General features: G+C 41.3%; 23 protein-coding genes and 5 tRNA genes. 19 read left to right on the forward strand and 9 right to left on the reverse strand.

Annotated elements, in window-relative coordinates; genetic code table 11:
* Nucleotides 1–968: 968 nt before the first annotated feature.
* Nucleotides 969–2,486, forward strand: a complete 1,518-nt coding sequence (locus BM003_RS03135) for a glycosyltransferase family 2 protein (protein ID WP_093670015.1) — start codon at nt 969–971, stop codon at nt 2,484–2,486.
* A 75-nt stretch (nt 2,487–2,561) separates the two neighbouring features.
* Here the strand turns inward: BM003_RS03135 and ispG are convergent, their stop codons facing one another.
* Together ispG and BM003_RS03145 are read right to left on the reverse strand one after the other, a co-directional pair.
* Nucleotides 2,562–3,671 (reverse strand): flavodoxin-dependent (E)-4-hydroxy-3-methylbut-2-enyl-diphosphate synthase, encoded by a 1,110-nt coding sequence (ispG, locus tag BM003_RS03140; RefSeq protein WP_093670017.1) that lies wholly within the window; start codon nt 3,669–3,671, stop codon nt 2,562–2,564.
* A 137-nt stretch (nt 3,672–3,808) separates the two neighbouring features.
* A complete protein-coding gene (locus BM003_RS03145) occupies nt 3,809–4,153 on the reverse strand; it encodes a LysM peptidoglycan-binding domain-containing protein (RefSeq protein ID WP_093670019.1) in 345 nt (114 codons plus the stop codon).
* A 235-nt stretch (nt 4,154–4,388) separates the two neighbouring features.
* Between BM003_RS03145 and BM003_RS03150 the strand changes: the two genes are divergently transcribed.
* The 6 genes from BM003_RS03150 (at nt 4,389) to BM003_RS03175 (ending at nt 5,627) form a co-directional block, all read left to right on the forward strand.
* Nucleotides 4,389–5,027 carry an NfeD family protein gene (locus BM003_RS03150; RefSeq protein WP_093670021.1) on the forward strand — a complete coding sequence of 213 codons (639 nt, stop codon included), beginning with the start codon at nt 4,389–4,391 and terminating at the stop codon, nt 5,025–5,027.
* A gap of 172 nt (nt 5,028–5,199) precedes the next feature.
* A tRNA-Asn gene (locus tag BM003_RS03155) sits at nt 5,200–5,274 on the forward strand.
* Nucleotide 5,275: 1 nt separating this feature from the next.
* A tRNA-Met gene (locus BM003_RS03160) sits at nt 5,276–5,349 on the forward strand.
* A gap of 27 nt (nt 5,350–5,376) precedes the next feature.
* Nucleotides 5,377–5,449, forward strand: a tRNA-His gene (locus BM003_RS03165).
* 3 nt (nt 5,450–5,452) lie between these two features.
* Nucleotides 5,453–5,529 (forward strand) — tRNA-Ile (locus tag BM003_RS03170).
* An 8-nt stretch (nt 5,530–5,537) separates the two neighbouring features.
* Nucleotides 5,538–5,627: transfer RNA gene (locus BM003_RS03175), tRNA-Ser, on the forward strand.
* A 139-nt stretch (nt 5,628–5,766) separates the two neighbouring features.
* On the opposite strand, the gene BM003_RS03180 is transcribed toward BM003_RS03175, so the two are convergent.
* The 4 genes from BM003_RS03180 to BM003_RS03195 form a co-directional block, all read right to left on the reverse strand.
* Nucleotides 5,767–6,912, reverse strand: a complete 1,146-nt coding sequence (locus BM003_RS03180) for a tyrosine-type recombinase/integrase (protein ID WP_093670023.1) — start codon at nt 6,910–6,912, stop codon at nt 5,767–5,769.
* Entirely contained in the window at nt 6,913–7,416 is a 504-nt protein-coding gene (locus BM003_RS03185) for an ImmA/IrrE family metallo-endopeptidase (RefSeq protein WP_177184601.1), read from the reverse strand.
* 187 nt (nt 7,417–7,603) lie between these two features.
* Nucleotides 7,604–8,134, reverse strand: coding sequence for a hypothetical protein (locus BM003_RS03190; RefSeq protein ID WP_093670027.1), 531 nt, complete (start codon nt 8,132–8,134; stop codon nt 7,604–7,606).
* 13 nt (nt 8,135–8,147) lie between these two features.
* Entirely contained in the window at nt 8,148–9,191 is a 1,044-nt protein-coding gene (locus tag BM003_RS03195) for a hypothetical protein (RefSeq protein WP_093670029.1), read from the reverse strand.
* Between the two features lie 298 nt (nt 9,192–9,489).
* Between BM003_RS03195 and BM003_RS03200 the strand changes: the two genes are divergently transcribed.
* On the forward strand, nt 9,490–9,690 hold the full coding sequence (locus BM003_RS03200) for a hypothetical protein (protein ID WP_093670031.1): 201 nt from the start codon (nt 9,490–9,492) through the stop codon (nt 9,688–9,690).
* Here the strand turns inward: BM003_RS03200 and BM003_RS03205 are convergent.
* Together BM003_RS03205 and BM003_RS03210 are read right to left on the reverse strand one after the other, a co-directional pair.
* Nucleotides 9,674–10,603 carry a DUF6414 family protein gene (locus BM003_RS03205; RefSeq protein ID WP_093670033.1) on the reverse strand — a complete coding sequence of 310 codons (930 nt, stop codon included), beginning with the start codon at nt 10,601–10,603 and terminating at the stop codon, nt 9,674–9,676. The two genes, BM003_RS03200 and BM003_RS03205, sit on opposite strands and share 17 nt — an antisense overlap.
* Nucleotides 10,604–10,845: 242 nt before the next feature.
* A complete protein-coding gene (locus BM003_RS03210; protein WP_093670035.1) occupies nt 10,846–11,172 on the reverse strand; it encodes a helix-turn-helix domain-containing protein in 327 nt (108 codons plus the stop codon).
* A 143-nt stretch (nt 11,173–11,315) separates the two neighbouring features.
* Between BM003_RS03210 and BM003_RS03215 the strand changes: the two genes are divergently transcribed.
* The 3 genes from BM003_RS03215 to BM003_RS17490 are packed head-to-tail and all read left to right on the forward strand — an operon-like array spanning nt 11,316 to nt 11,954.
* Entirely contained in the window at nt 11,316–11,537 is a 222-nt protein-coding gene (locus tag BM003_RS03215; RefSeq protein WP_093670037.1) for a helix-turn-helix domain-containing protein, read from the forward strand.
* 22 nt (nt 11,538–11,559) lie between these two features.
* Nucleotides 11,560–11,775, forward strand: coding sequence for a hypothetical protein (locus BM003_RS03220; protein ID WP_093670039.1), 216 nt, complete (start codon nt 11,560–11,562; stop codon nt 11,773–11,775).
* A 2-nt stretch (nt 11,776–11,777) separates the two neighbouring features.
* Nucleotides 11,778–11,954, forward strand: a complete 177-nt coding sequence (locus tag BM003_RS17490) for a hypothetical protein (protein ID WP_177184602.1) — start codon at nt 11,778–11,780, stop codon at nt 11,952–11,954.
* Here the strand turns inward: BM003_RS17490 and BM003_RS17495 are convergent.
* Nucleotides 11,951–12,115, reverse strand: coding sequence for a hypothetical protein (locus tag BM003_RS17495; protein ID WP_177184603.1), 165 nt, complete (start codon nt 12,113–12,115; stop codon nt 11,951–11,953). The two genes, BM003_RS17490 and BM003_RS17495, sit on opposite strands and share 4 nt — an antisense overlap.
* 85 nt (nt 12,116–12,200) lie before the next feature.
* Between BM003_RS17495 and BM003_RS03230 the strand changes: the two genes are divergently transcribed.
* From BM003_RS03230 to BM003_RS03255, 8 genes are all read left to right on the forward strand, one after another.
* Entirely contained in the window at nt 12,201–12,422 is a 222-nt protein-coding gene (locus BM003_RS03230; RefSeq protein WP_093670043.1) for a hypothetical protein, read from the forward strand.
* Between the two features lie 16 nt (nt 12,423–12,438).
* Nucleotides 12,439–12,951: a helix-turn-helix domain-containing protein gene (locus BM003_RS03235; RefSeq protein WP_093670045.1), complete on the forward strand. Its 513-nt coding sequence runs from the start codon at nt 12,439–12,441 to the stop codon at nt 12,949–12,951.
* Complete coding sequence (locus tag BM003_RS17500) at nt 12,948–13,115, forward strand: hypothetical protein (RefSeq protein ID WP_177184604.1); 168 nt, start codon at nt 12,948–12,950, stop codon at nt 13,113–13,115. The genes BM003_RS03235 and BM003_RS17500 overlap by 4 nt, the downstream gene beginning before the upstream one ends.
* Nucleotides 13,108–13,272 (forward strand): hypothetical protein, encoded by a 165-nt coding sequence (locus BM003_RS17505; RefSeq protein WP_177184605.1) that lies wholly within the window; start codon nt 13,108–13,110, stop codon nt 13,270–13,272. The genes BM003_RS17500 and BM003_RS17505 overlap by 8 nt, the downstream gene beginning before the upstream one ends.
* 74 nt (nt 13,273–13,346) lie before the next feature.
* Nucleotides 13,347–13,559 carry a hypothetical protein gene (locus BM003_RS03240; RefSeq protein ID WP_093670047.1) on the forward strand — a complete coding sequence of 71 codons (213 nt, stop codon included), beginning with the start codon at nt 13,347–13,349 and terminating at the stop codon, nt 13,557–13,559.
* A gap of 15 nt (nt 13,560–13,574) precedes the next feature.
* Entirely contained in the window at nt 13,575–13,883 is a 309-nt protein-coding gene (locus BM003_RS03245; RefSeq protein WP_093670049.1) for a DUF771 domain-containing protein, read from the forward strand.
* A 97-nt stretch (nt 13,884–13,980) separates the two neighbouring features.
* The gene (locus BM003_RS03250) at nt 13,981–14,376 is read left to right on the forward strand and encodes a hypothetical protein (protein WP_093670051.1); all 396 of its coding nucleotides are present in this window, start codon (nt 13,981–13,983) and stop codon (nt 14,374–14,376) included.
* The gene (locus BM003_RS03255; protein WP_093670053.1) at nt 14,373–15,092 is read left to right on the forward strand and encodes a hypothetical protein; all 720 of its coding nucleotides are present in this window, start codon (nt 14,373–14,375) and stop codon (nt 15,090–15,092) included. The genes BM003_RS03250 and BM003_RS03255 overlap by 4 nt, the downstream gene beginning before the upstream one ends.
* The last annotated feature ends 48 nt before the right edge of the window (nt 15,093–15,140 follow it).

Below are 15,140 nucleotides of genomic sequence, written 5' to 3' on the forward strand. Positions count from 1 at the left end.
CCGGTCTTTTTTGCAAGTACGGCGATAAGGTAAGATTAAGATTCGATTGGGTAATCAGGTTAGCGCCCAATCTGAGAAATAAACGGAAAAATTCCGCTTAATTAGAAGTTGAATGAAAAAATTGCTTAAATAGACGGAGAAATTCCGCTTATCGAAGCGAAAAACGTGAAAATGGAGGATTTTTCCGTACATAAGCGGAAAAATTACCCTTATTTACCTGTAGAACAAGCGCCAGGATGCATATAACCGGAAAATCTCCGCTTATTTTATTCCGGCCACGTTACTTAATCAAGGATCAAAATGATTTGTTAGAAAACTTGGCTTCGCCAAGCCTCTGGCGAAGGCGAAGACTTAGTTGCGACGGCCATGGACGGCCTAGTGTCCGGTGAGCCGCAGGACGCGGCGTTTTTTCGGACCGCTTACACTCGTTTCCTTTAGATGTTTTCTTATACTTTCCTGCCAGTGTGAACTAGAACTGTTTGTTCAAGACAAGCTTGATGATTCAAAACCGCATTTAGCGAAAGCCATCAAATCCTATGGGAATAAGGACCAGGCGCTTTTTGCCCGGTTTTTATTACAAGTAAAGAAAGTATAAGATCTTGAGCATGCTGAACCAGAAAAAATATCCAGACACGAAAGCGCGAGACGCCTGCGGGACCAGCGAGCCAGGGGAGACCCCGCAGATAAGAGCATGTATGAGGAGGCTCCCGGATCGCCCGCGGCAAGCGAGCAGCTGAAGTGTCGTTCAAGTCACAAGGTTGATGGATCAAAGCCGCGTGCAGAATGATAGCCAAGGACCGGGCTGTGCCCGGTTTTTATTATCCAGTTAATCGTGTAATGCCGTTCTGATATTTTTGCCGTGTTAAGCCAATAACACATTTTTACCGGGCCATATGTCATAAATCCATTCACTAGGTCATAGTAATGATTCAAATGCTTGTACATGTGAAATGGAAGGGATTTGGGATATGACGACTACGCATATTATTACCTATGACGACGCGGTGAACAATCGTATTTTCTCGACGGGACTTTTCGCCTCACGAATCGTGGTTATGATCCCCGCGCATAATGAGGAAGACTCCATTGCAGATGTTTTAAAGAGCTTGTCCGAGCAGTCACTTCCTAAAGGATTGGAACTTGATGTCTATATTGCGCTCGATCATTGCACCGATAATACAGAAAAATCAATAGCGGTTTGTAATGAGTACTATCAGTTGTCAATATTCCTTCTTCATACGATTAATAATAAACAGAGGAAGGTAGGCGCGCTAAATCAGCTTTATCAATTGTTCTGGGGGAACCCGAATGACCCGGATCATAAAGAAATCGGGGATCAGCAGAAGGCTTATGTAAACAGCGTTGTTGCATTTGTCGGCGTAGACGCGGATGTTTTTCTTGATAAAGAATGTATTCGAACGTTATGGAAAGAACTCAGCCATAATCATAAAATCGGGGCTGTTTCTGCAAATTATACGTGTTTGATGCCGGAAAGCGCGCGACGAGCATTAAGAAACGATCCAAATCGAGAACGGCTGATTCGGAAAGGAAAATATGGCAATGCGTTGAATCGATGGTGGGTCGCACAACAAAATCGTGAGTTCGCCCAATGGACGATGAAACAAAAATATTGCAACCACTTTGCTGAAATCGCAGGCGGCCAATGCAGCATTTTTCGCCCGGAAGCTGCGAAAGAAGTCCGTGAGCGCTATAAATTGAATGGTCTCTATGACGATAAGTCGGATACAGAAGATTTATTACTGACTCAGTATGTGAGGGCATGTGGTTGGGTGTGCTTAATCAGTGAAAGCGCGCGGTGTTATGTGGACAGTATGAAGACGCTGCACACCTATTCCAGCCAACGGAACAAATGGGTATCCGGTACAACGGATTATATGCTTCAGGATGGTCTTAAAACCAAATACTCCAGAAGATTGTGGATTCAGGAGTCCGGACTATTTTTAAATCTGCTCATTCGACTGATGTTTGTGATCTTGGTTGGTTTGTCATTGCTCACAGACCAATTTTACTGGAACTGGATCTGGATTACGCCGATCATCGCCGCATCACTGCTCAATTTGGTACTGACTCTTAAAACGCCGAATAGCCGCTTTCTGGATGTTCTTTTGGCTACTCTACTCATCAGTCCGGAAATCTATCTGTGGATAACGGTCAGTATTCATATTAATGTATGGGCAGCTAAGTTCAGGATCAGCAAACAAGACGGTTGGGAGAACCAGTACCGTGCGGAAACCGGCCAGACGCATTCTCATGCTCTTTTGTATTTTTTCTTGTTTCTTTTATTCATTGTGTCCGCCGCATACTATGTTAAGTTGAACTTTGGCATGCTGACGAGCCCGCCGATTCAGCGAGCGCTTAATCCGTACCTGATGCAAGGGTTCGTGCTGCTGACCATTCTCACCATTTTTGAGTTTGCTGTGATGCTGAATCAGCTTTGGAAGCTTAGAGGTCCGTATAAAGCGTAAAAAGAAGCTGTCGCGCAGACGGAAATTCCGGACTGTGTGGCAGCTTCTTTTAATTGAATCATATTGTGTAATGAATTAGATGTTAACTTCTTCCTGCTCCGCTTTCTTTTTCGCAAAGTAATCCGCGGCCAGTTTGTCGATTTCAATTTTTAATTCGTCAACCATGCGATCTTCAGGAACCTTGCGGATCACCTCGCCATGACGGAACAAGAGTCCTTCACCGCGACCGCCGGCAATACCGATATCGGCTTCTCGAGCTTCACCCGGACCATTAACCGCGCATCCGAGAACGGAAACTTTAATCGGCACGTTAATTTTAGATATATATTGTTCCACTTGATTCGCAATCTTGATTAGGTCGATTTGGATTCGTCCGCAAGTCGGACAGGAAATCAAAGTGGCGGCGTTGGTCAATCCGAAAGTTTTCAACAACTCTCGGCAAACCTTGATTTCTTCAACAGGGTCCGCGGATAGTGAAATACGAATGGTATTGCCAATGCCTTTGTTTAATAAAATCCCCAGCCCAGCGGCACTTTTAATGCTTCCTGAGAAAAGCGTTCCGGATTCGGTAATCCCTAAATGGAGCGGATAATTAAAGGTGCGCGAAGCTTTCTCATAGGCTTCGACAGCCAGATTAATATTTGATGCTTTTAAAGAAACGATAATGTCGTGAAAATCGAGATCTTCAAGAATTTTAATATGATGGAGCGCACTCTCAACCATTCCATCTGCTGTAGGGTAGCCGTATTTCTCTAGAATATGTTTTTCCAGCGAACCAGCGTTCACACCGATACGGATCGGTATATGCTTTTCTTTTGCAGCGCGCACAACCGCCTCGACATTCTCTTGTTTTCCAATGTTGCCGGGATTAATTCTAATTTTATCGGCGCCGCCTTCAATCGCCTTCAACGCCAACTTATAGTTGAAATGAATGTCCACAACGAGTGGAATATGAATTTGTTTCTTAATTTCCGGGATCGCAAGCGCGTCCTCCATGGTCGGGCATGCGACGCGTACCATCTGACAACCGGCATCCTCAAGACGATGAATTTGCGCGACCGTTGCTGTGACATCCCTCGTTTTCGTTGTTGTCATACTCTGTATAATGACTTCATTGGATCCGCCAATGGTTAGATTGCCAACCTTGACTTTTCTCGTTTTCGTGCGGTGTGTAATTTCAGACACGAGCGATTCGCTCCTTCGTAAATAAGTGAATGATTTGTGAATCTTTCAGATATGGTCAGTATAACATGAATTCGACTCACTTGCCTGAATTAATGCGTCTATGAAAGGCAAGACAGACGCAAGAGATTCAATGGTTCTTAAGGAGTTCCGGTTGTTGATGAATCGGACGACTTGTCATAGCGTGGGAAGGCGTACGTTTTCCCGATTTGAAGATGATTTGGATTGACCGAAGGATTCAGAATCGCAAAATCTTTGAGTGCCTTTTCAATTGATGGTTGTTTCTCATTAATACGTTCGGTAATTGAGAGCAGGGTATCACCCGGAGCTATTGTAACTCGTTGATAAGAGACTGCGGCTTTTTCAGATACTGCTGGTGTCACAGGTTGTGCTGCTTGTCCTGCAGGAAGTGATCCTGAAGACAGATCAACATAACTTGTCCAGCAAGCCACAATAAAAAGGATTGTGAAAAATCGTTTTTTCATCGCTCAGCTTCTCCGTTCAAGACGCAATTTTTGCCTATTAAGGCGCTATTAACATGTATATGCCGGGAAACCCAATAATATGCTTGTTTTTCAGAAAAAAATAAACGATTTTTCGGATGAACTTTCCCTGATGCTTCAGGTATGGTTTAATTAATTGAAGAGAAGTTTTTGGAGAATCATCATAGTCTAATATAAAGATAGAAAAAGATTCGTTTATATAAAGAGGAGGAACAAAATGGAATTACTCTCTTACCCTGCAGGCGGATTTATCATTATTTTACTCGCGTCTTGCTTTTTATTCGCGGAGCTTCTTGTCAAAGCGAAGGGATTACTTGCTCTGACAGGCAGCGGACTTTTTATCTATTATTTCTTGCATTTCCTTACGGATCAAGCGTCGCCGTGGATTTTCTTACTGCTTGTAGGCGGATTGCTGCTAATTATTATTGACGGCAAACTGTTCACAACCGGAATTATCGGTGTGTTCGGTTTTATTCTCATGATTCTTGGTTGCGCACTGCCGACGCCGTCTCTGCTCTATGGCATGCTGGTTGGTATTGCCTTCGTAATTGGGTCCTGCGGTTCGCTTTTCTTTCGAAAAATACTGCCGCAACGCGATTATCTTGATAAATTGATGTTGCATGACAAGCTTTCCAGCGACAAAGGCTATAATTCCATAAACAGTGATTACCACGAGCTGATTGGCAAGGAAGGAAAGACGATGACACCGTTCCATCCAATTGGCACAGTGAAAATCGATGGGAAAAACTATAGCGCGATTACTGATGGCGTTTTTCTGGATAAGGATGTACCTGTTAAGGTGATCTCTGTCGACGGTACGCGGATCTTCATCGATCAATTGAATGCAGGCGAATAAGCGGATGTGCGGCGGTAATTAATTTAAAATGAATTTATGAAAAAAAGATATTGTCATATCCAACCAGATATGGTATATTATTTCTTGTCCTTAGGACAGGCAATAACGTTTGAAAAGATTTTGTTGACAAGCCTTGGCGCTTGTGATAAATTAATTCATGTTCTGATTTTGTTCCACAGTAGCTCAGTGGTAGAGCAATCGGCTGTTAACCGATCGGTCGTAGGTTCGAATCCTACCTGTGGAGCCATGGCGGTGTAGCTCAGCTGGCTAGAGCGTACGGTTCATACCCGTGAGGTCGAGGGTTCGATCCCCCCCGCCGCTATTTTTTTGTTTTATTTCACTAACCATGGCGGTTATGGTGAAGTGGTTAACACACCGGATTGTGGTTCCGGCATGCGTGGGTTCGATCCCCATTAACCGCCCGTGGACCCTTAGCTCAATTGGTTAGAGCTGACGGCTCATAACCGTCCGGTTGTAGGTTCGAGTCCTACAGGGTCCACCACTTTTCATGGAGGAATACCCAAGTTTGGCTGAAGGGATCGGTCTTGAAAACCGACAGGGGCTTCACGGCTCGCGGGGGTTCGAATCCCTCTTCCTCCGTTGGTTATACATAAGTATTACCTTGCAAACACCCGGAAGTAGCCATTTAAAGGCATTTCCGGGTGTTTTATTATTTTCCGATTGTCAAAGAAAAGCAAAGAAAATCAAATCATTTTGCGCAGATTTTGCGCAGAAAAAATCAGGAGTTCGGCGACTCCTGATAGAGATCTTCCATGGTATCATCAACCGATCGATCTTCAAGCTGCTCGAGTTCATCGAGCACATGGGCATACGTTTGGAGTGTTGTGATGATGTTCTCATGTCCCAGACGCCGGGACAAGTATTTCAGCGTCACACGCTTGTGTAGGAGCAGAATAGAGGCATGGGTATGTCTTAGACCATGCGAGGTTAATTCAATCAGTTCCAGACGCTTGCACAGCTTTTTGAGCACTTTGTTCAAAGCCTCCGGAGATATCAGCTGCATTTGATCGTTCGCGAAAACCAAGTTTTTGGCATTTTCGAGTCCAGTGGCCAAATGAACTTCTGATTGATGCGCTTTTAGCTTCTTAATGATTTGCAACGTTTTCTTATCGATCGTTATGGTACGATAAGAGGCTTTATTTTTCAATCCGCCAAAATCAAGCGTATCTTTATAATCCCAGGATTTATTAATCTTTATCGTTCTTTTCTTAAAGTTGATGCAGTCCCAAGTCATGCCAAGCACTTCCTCCAAGCGGCAGCCGGTAGCAAGCTGGAACAAGATCATATACCGCGAGACATATTTTGGCCGCATGTCTTTTCTGACTTCAGTGATCAGTTTTTGTGTATCCGAAAAATTAATGTACTTTAGGCTTTCCTTTTTTTCAGGCACATTGCCAATTGCTTTGGCTTTATAGGTTGGATCCCTAAAAATGGCGCCTTCTTCAATTTCATAGCGAATGAATGCGCGCATGTAAATGTTGTACTTTCTCACAGTTTCCGTAGCATGTGTTTCGCCAAATTTATTAAGAGCTTGCTGATAGATGGTCCGATCAACTTCTCTGATTCTCATACCGGGGAATACGCGCTCCGAGAAACGAACAATACGTTCCACCAGACGCTGATTGTCAGGGCTGTATTTACCTTCGATGAATGTTTCATACCATTCTCTAAAAAGTTCGCAGAAAAGGCGCTCAGAAGCCATCAGATTAGCCCCACGACCAAGCTTCGTTTCTATATCCGCAGCTGCCAATTGTGCTGCACGCTTCGTATTGAATCCACCGCGTGTCTTATTCCGGTAAGTGGTTCCATCTTTGTAGCTGACGCGGTACTGCCAGGCACCGTTCCGTCTTGAAATACTGGCCATTCACTCACACCTCTTTTCGTCAAAGGATCCGTTCTGCTGCACAATGATTTGTTGACACATTCCGTCAATCCGAGTGTAAGCCAGGATTCGGGTGACATGAAACTCCTGCATGATACTTTCCAAAGAGTGATTATGGTTGAAATCGATCATGTGGTAGGGGATGGCTGCATAAAGAGCAAATTGACGAGCTTCTGCTTCCTGCATCTTACGAAATGGCACGGACAGATCACATTGATCACCACAATGCCGCAGGATGTGACCCAGCTCATGAAAGAAGTGTTCACGCTGCTCATATTCCGCTGCCTGGTCGTTTTCAACAATGTAAGCTGCGGAATCCTCTGAGAGCCGATAGGCGAAAGGATGACCATGCCAGATTGAATATTCAATGCCGAACACGCGAGCGATATCTTTCAGCACAAGATCTTCAGGCTTTATGATGCCGTGATCAATGAATTTCTGCGAAACCCAGGATTCAAGTGGGGAAGGGAAGTAAGGTCGAGGCATGTCATCAGCTCCAATGCGAATATATGTTCGATTAAATAGTGAAAATAAATGGCCGGAAGTACCGGTCATATTGTTGGTTGCTATTATACAATGATTAATTAAAATTGAAAAGCTCATAAAGAAACGTATGTTCTGATTGCGGTCATAAAATAAAGCCCTATCATAGGACATTGACTCTGGAATTAATTTAGTCCTTAATCATTGCACGTTGTAAAGCCAATCGTATGACTAATCCTGTTAAATTAACTGTATAGAAGGTTGCATATAAAAAAATAAATAGTTCTGCGATTATTATTTTGTTAATTAAAAAGTTTAAGGGTATAGCTTCCAAAATCATTAAATAAAGACTTAAAACGATACTAATGCACCAAAGAAGAACTGCTTTCCAAAACGGAAAAAGAAACTTTTGAAGTATTTTTTCTTTGAGCATGCTAAGTAATAAATTATGGTGAAAAAGGGATATTACCAATGTTAATGCAGCGATTACAATACCAAATATTCCAGCTGAAGCACCGAGAAGAGTGTTCGAAAGACTATGCGATATTGATTCCAACAACTTATCAGGATGCTTTTGTTGGTAAACAAAGTAAGTAGTGATAGCCGTCATTAGAAGAGACCAAACGATTGACCAATTTTTACTCGAACTGAATTTATCAGTAATAAGTAAACCGACAAAGGTTGTGTCCTTATATTCCAATTGAGCATCATTCTTAGTCACATTTTTCACCACCTTAATGTTTGGACTTTACACGTGCGATAAAATTATGGATTTTTGATAATAGTTTATCGATATCATGTTCATCCGTATTAATTTGTTGAATACTATTTGAAGACGAAAAGGATCTTTTTTTATTATGCTTCTTTCGTTTGTTTTGACTCTGAACATATGTACTTGTATAGCCAGTTGCAGATACTGTTCCATACCCTGATTCTACAAGTTCTATACCATCTTCGATTGACTTATTAAATGGTTTATCAGTTTCATCTTGTTGATCTTCAATTACAGAAGAAGTTGAATTTAGTTCTATTGGTTGCTTTGATGAAGATTTATCGGTCTCTGCGGTGCTAGTATTATCTATTTCCTTTTGATTCATTTCAGAAAGTGCTTTAAGAAGATCTTCTTCTTCACTGACTGTCTTTTTCTTGATTTTTATTTTTTTTGCGCCACTAATTTTTATTCCATCTTTGTTCATATATTCTAATTTAAATTTTTTTGCATTGTTTATGGCAATTAGAGATGAATAAATGTTATATTCTTTGCTTCCTGGATTTGGATGAATAAATTCAAATTTAATCTTAGTGATTTTTTCGATTAAACTTAGTTCATAACGAATTTTTTGAGGAACTGGTATTGGCATTATTATAACATCGCCAACATGTAGATCCTTACTAAGTATTTTTTCAAATATTTTTTTGAACTCTTCTGCATCAATTTGGCTGTTAACTTCGTGGACTAAAATCTCTGAACCAGGTTCATAAATAAAAAGGGCAGTTTGTGCAAGTTCATCTTCAGTAACTTTTTCCCTAGTTATTGATTCTTCTTTGATTTTCTGCTTCATCTGCTTAGATTTTGTCAAGTTCCCAAACAATATGGGTATATTATTAATTACTCTTTTACTTACATCTGTAAATGAACAATTCCAAGAGTTATGTCTAATTGTTGGCATTTCTTGTATAGCTCTAGGAATATGGTATGAGATAATATTGTCAAGATCCTGGCTGAAAATATTTTCGTGAACGTTTATTTTTTCAGCGATGAATTTTCGATTTTTCAAATTAAATCCTCCCAAAACATATTTAAGTGACAATAAAAAACCCACTACACCAATCTGGGAGAAAAGTCTGCGTCGATCTTAGGCGTAGTGGGTATTTTGTATTATTAATATCGGCATATATTTGATTTTATTTAATCCGTATGAGATCTTTGATGTCGGTTTCTTGTTCGAGAAAGCGCATGGCCAAGGCTTCGAGGAACTTGTCCTGGCTGGTAATAATAATGACTAAGTATTTACTAACGTTGACCTTCATTATTTAAAAACTATATAATTAAATTGCATAAGGAGGTGGGCAGAAATGGATCGCTTACGTTTTGGGTCATTGTTTCGTCAGGTATCTGATGAAATCAAACAACAAAATGAAGAGTATGATCAACTACAAAAATTAAATGTCGCACGCTCCAAGAAAATCAAGGAATTACTTCAAAAAAAGTCAGAAAAATTTGACGCGGAATTTGAAGAAAGGCAAAAAGAAATTAATATCATTCATAAAAAATAGCAATTGGTGTTACTAAACGATCACCTTCGTGAATAATTCCCCAGGGACTCAAAAAAAGATCAAAAAAGATGCTTGGAATCCGATTGATTTCAAATGATGCACCATTAAATAGTTTTTGAAGTTCGTCTTCTTGTGTAATATGCTCCTTAAGACCAATCAGTCTAGAAAGCACTTTTACTTTTCTGTTTTGATCCGTTCTCAAAACGATTGATTCAGGTGGTTCTCTCAAAAATTGTTTGTCGATAATTCCAACATTACCAAAATATTGTATAATTGCTTTATTTCTGAATGCTTCAGCAAAATACGAAGAAATGTTGTGCAGAAGATTAATGTTGTTTATTCCGGCATCCAAGTTTTTTACGGCTTGTCTTGCTTCAAAAACCCGTTGATTTTTTGCTTGGTTATTAGTAATTTTCTGCGCAGCCAGTTTCCGTATCTGATCTTCTTCTTCCTCTTCTTCAACACTTTTTCCAAAGTTAAAAATCCCTGACATTGAGTTCATATTCGTTAGTTTGTTAATCATCTCAAAGTCGTAAAAATTATAGGCGGATTCTGTAAATAGAAAATCTCCTTCTCTAAAGTCAGTATTTGTATTATCTTGCCTAATCTTCCCCTGTAAGTTATCAATTAGAACATCAAGAAGATGATCGTGAAAAATTTTATTCATTATATCTTTCTGACTATCAAGTATTTTCTCGTCAGTAGTTTCTCCCTCAACGGTTTGTCTTGCAAGCTTTGCCCCGACAACCATTTGTGCATTGATCTCAGAGTTTTTGACTTTCTGTGAGGATGTTGCTTGTCCAACTTCTTTTGCAGTGGCAACTTCACTAGCGACAGTAGTTGGTACACTTCCATTTAACTGTGCCAAGACAGAGTTTATGAGGTTTATATCTAAATAAACGATTTCCTTCATAATTTTACCTCCGTATAATTAAATTATTTTTTGGGAGAGTATGATGAAATTCATGAAGTAATAATCTGTAACTCTCAACATTCATTAATGTGATTTTTCATTTTCTTAACTTCTATGATGTATATTTCTTGTTCGGAGAGCGCATTGCCAGGACTTCGAGGATCTTGTCTTACTTGCTGATCAGTGATAGGAGTGCTTTTGTTTCAAAAAAACAAAACGGCTGAATGTCTTATTATAGTCATTTACTTTTTATTCTTTTTCATCTGCCGGCGCACTTTAATAAAGGTGCGTGCTTCTTCTATTTCTTCATCAGACCACTTGTCCTTATCGAAGAAGTACATTTCATTCTTATCGCTAGAAGTACGAATGTCGCTATCACCTAGAAGGTAGGGCCTAGAAACATCAAAGAAGTCGGCAATTTTCTTTAATAAATCAATAGAAGGCTGCCTTTCTCCACGTTCATACATTCCAATTGCACTCTCACTTAATTTAAGCCGATCGCCTAAATCCTTTTGAGTAATGCCTTTTTCAATTCGGAGCGATTTTAACCTGTTTTTAAACTCTTCCATAATATCACCTACTAAGATAATAACACGATATGTGTGTATATTTAATATACTTATAAGAAAACGCACTAAACGTGTTGACAACACGTAAAGTGTGGTTTATATTAAATTCATAAACACAATACGTGCGGAATGGTGGTGAAGAAATGAATAAGCTACTTATTGCAAAAAGACTTATTACTCTACGTGCTAAAAAGTCCCGAGAAGAGGTATCGGTTGCAAACAATATAAGTATTAGTGCATTACAAATGTATGAGAATGGTCAAAGAATTCCTAAAGATGAAATTAAGGTTCGTTTGGCTAAATACTATCAAGTCAGTGTTCAAGATATTTTTTTTGACGACAATCCGCACAATATGTGTTCTTAACTAACTTTAAGGAGGCGGATCAATGCTGACGAACACGGAGCTGCTCTTGGTTCAGCTCAATAACAAAATGGATCGGTTGATTGAATTAATGGAAGGCAGCCAACCGTATGAACCAAAAAATGAACTTCCCGATTTTCTTCAAATGTCTTCAGTATGTAGCGCTCCTTTAATTAAACATAGCAGTTATGAGTGTGGAGCAGCGGGTAAGGATGACACAAATGAGAGGGGGCGAGTGTGACGGTGGATTATAAAGAGTTAAGTCAACTTCGTATTGATACAGAGGCAGTGATTCTTGAAAAAAATAAAGAAATTGCAAAAACTGTTACTTTTCTATGCCGAGAATTGAGAATTGCTAACATCGAAAAAATAACTCCGCAAATGGTGGCAGCCATTGCAGAGTTGTCAAAGCAGAATTAGTCATTACCTTCAGATTCGTATGGGTTTTGGACGGCTTTCAAAAACAATTTGTACGCTTCAGCAGCTTGTTTATCTGTGACGAAGTGACTTGAGCTCGGTTGACCGAGCCAAGCAATGGTTATGTCTCTAGCAATTTCATCATTTGATGCATGTTCACTCATGTATTCCACCTCCTATCTCTATCAGATAGGAATATTATACCAAATAAAATGGCCTGAACTGACCTATTGGAAAGGGGGAAGCGTGTTGGAAAAGCGACTTTATTATCCACCATTGAAGCCGAAGGAAGCCTGTGATGTCTTTTTAAAATATGTTGAGGCGTCCATTGAAATGAGCAAGAGAAACTTGAAGAAATACAGTGATCTTGGATTTGAAACAGCAGTTGTTGAAGCTCAAACGGAATTAAGAGTGTATGAAAACTGCAAAAGAGCATTAACCGATTATCTGAATGGTTATTATCCGGAATAAAAAGGGGCGTGGATGTGTGTCAATCGGTGCAAAGTTAAAAAATGCAATGAAGATGAATGCGGTGAAAGAAGCTGATCTGGCGGTGGATGTTCATTACTCCCGGCAGGCGGTCAGCGCATGGGCGAATGGGAGACGGCGTGTTCCTGGTGATGTGCTGCCAAAGCTGAGCAACAAATTTGACGATCCGGATCTGTTCATGGAAATCGGAGTGCTGGCAACAGATGGCGTGTCGCTGCCGCCTTTGGATGGTGATTATATTCGTCAGGATACGCTTGCCATGATTGATTTGGTGCAGAAAGAGACGCAGGAAGCGATGGACAAGCTGGCCGATGCGCAGCTTTATAAGCCGCCAGAACATGCGACGGAAAGGGACAAGCAGACGGTCAGAAGCATTAACGAGGAGGTACTTGAAGCTGCCTGTTCTATGGTCAACTTGGTACGTGTCAATTGCCATGAGTATGGGCTTTCCTATCGCGCAACTTTTCAGAGTTTGGAAGTTACTTTGAAAGCGAGAAGGATGCGGAAATGAACAAGAACGTCCGAGCAGTACGCGAGCTTAGCAATCTAGCAATCTTGTTTGACGAAATGGCATGCAGAATGAGTAGCACTGAGTTTACTCATTTTGTGCAAGAGCATGATCGTTTGGAGCAGTTGAACGGAATTCAATTGATCGAGGTGAAAAAGCATGAATGAAGTCATGGAACGGATCAGCGAGCTGGAAAAGATCCACAGCGGTTTGAAGAAACTTGGATGTGTTTGGAGCGAATGTTGGGTGATGGCAGAGCTTGCAGAAATGAAAGTAGCGTTAAAGCGCATGAAAAAAGCCTCCGCGGCAACGGAGACCTGTTGAAATGCTTCATCAATCAAATAGGATATGTGTCCATTTTAACATGCAGTGCTGTAGTGGACAAGGGAGGTAGGCACTTGGAAGTGAAAAGCGATCTGGTTGGTGTTGTGAAGCAATTTGATTGCTTGATTGACGCAAAGAAGAAGGAACTTAGGTGCTATTTAGACTCAGGCATTTCATCTAGGAATTGGCTGTATACGATCAATGACGGGAAGCTACTTGGTCTTGAACTCAGTCGTGCGATTGTCATGAACGAGTTGGGATTGAAGCCGGAAGACAGCATTGAGTAACAGGAGGGAGCGACCATGGAGAATGTTCAGATCATTTTAAATGAGAAGTTTTTGCAGGCCGAGGTTCAAAAGCTGATCCGTGCGGAAATGGTGTGGTGGCACATGGACGATCTGAGAGCGAAGACCGGGAAAAGCCAGAACTGGCTGAAGGACAACATTCTGTATCAGCCTCGGTTCAGAAAAGAGCTGGAGACGTTCACGCATTTTCCAGAATCGCAAGGGGATAAGTGGTGCTTCATCGCGGATAAAATGGAGCAGTTTCTCAAACTCCATTTCAGAGATATTTTTGTTCAGGAAGAGTGCAAAGTTCGGCGGTTAGGGTGACGATTCGAAACAGGAGTCTGATCTCCTGTCGAGTGTGGGCGGTGCCTCACTCCTGACGAGATAGCCTGTCAGATTACAAGTTAAGGAGATGGAGAACATGGCAGACATTAATCTGCAAACATTAGCCGGTGGTGCCGTCGCGGAACGCTTCAACAGAGAGCTGCAGCAAGTGTTAAACAACATTGCGGATCCGAATACCGATGCGAAAAAGAAACGGAAGCTGACCATTACCGTAACCTTCGCACCTAAGGAAGATCGATCACTTGCCAATATTTCGGTTTTGGCAAAGAAGGGGCTCGTACCGGCAAAAGAGATCGAGACTTCGTTCATGCTTGGTCAGGATCAGAACGGTCACGTTGTCGCCAAGGAGCTCGTGTCTGGTATTCCTGGTCAAACATTCATCGATCAGGATGGCGACATAGCCAGTGATAACGGTGAAAAAGTGGTTAAGTTTGAAACAAGCAAATCAAAAACAGGGAGTGATTCAAAGTGATTAAAGAAGCACTTGAATATCTTGTCAATCTCGGTAATACCCGAGTGGAACAAGTGGGGGATCAACAATTTTCAACGCAACCTTTGTACCTTGTAAAAGAACCAACACCTGAAGAAATCAAGGTTCAAAGTCTTTCAGGTCTTGCCGATTACATCATTTCTAATTTCGATGAATTCGTTACAGGCTCTGGTCGGCTCATGGTTCATGTCATTGATCCGGTAACGGTTGTTGCATTCTCTCAATTGAATTTTGATCAGAAACGTAGCCGGTTTATTCGAGCAGAAGCAAATTTACCTTCATTCTCTTTCGATCGCTTCTATGGAACGGAAGAGTTCAATGTAAAGCTCCAATCCGCTTTTCTCAAATCGCTGGACCGCGATGTATTACTTCAAGTGGTTGGCAATCTTCAAGAAGAAAATGTTGCGAATACTGGTGATGATGGGGTGACTCAGACCGTAGTCGTGAAAACTGGTGTTGCTACGTTAAATAAGGCTGAGGTCCCTAATCCGGTTAACCTTGCACCATTCCGGACGTTCACCGAAGTCGATCAACCTTTCTCTGATTTCATCTTCCGCATGCGAACAGGACCTACTTGCGCACTCTTTGAAGCAGATGGAGGTGCTTGGGAGCTGCAAGCCATGAAAAATATCAAAGAGTTCTTGGCTGGAACATTGGACGAGCTCATTGAACAAGACAAAGTCATCATCATTGCTTGAAATAAAAAGCCGGACGGTTCCTGCCCGGCGCAGGGGTGACGCCAAGCG

This window comes from Sporolactobacillus nakayamae (assembly GCF_900113325.1).
GTDB classification, from domain to species: Bacteria; Bacillota; Bacilli; order Bacillales; family Sporolactobacillaceae; genus Sporolactobacillus; species Sporolactobacillus nakayamae.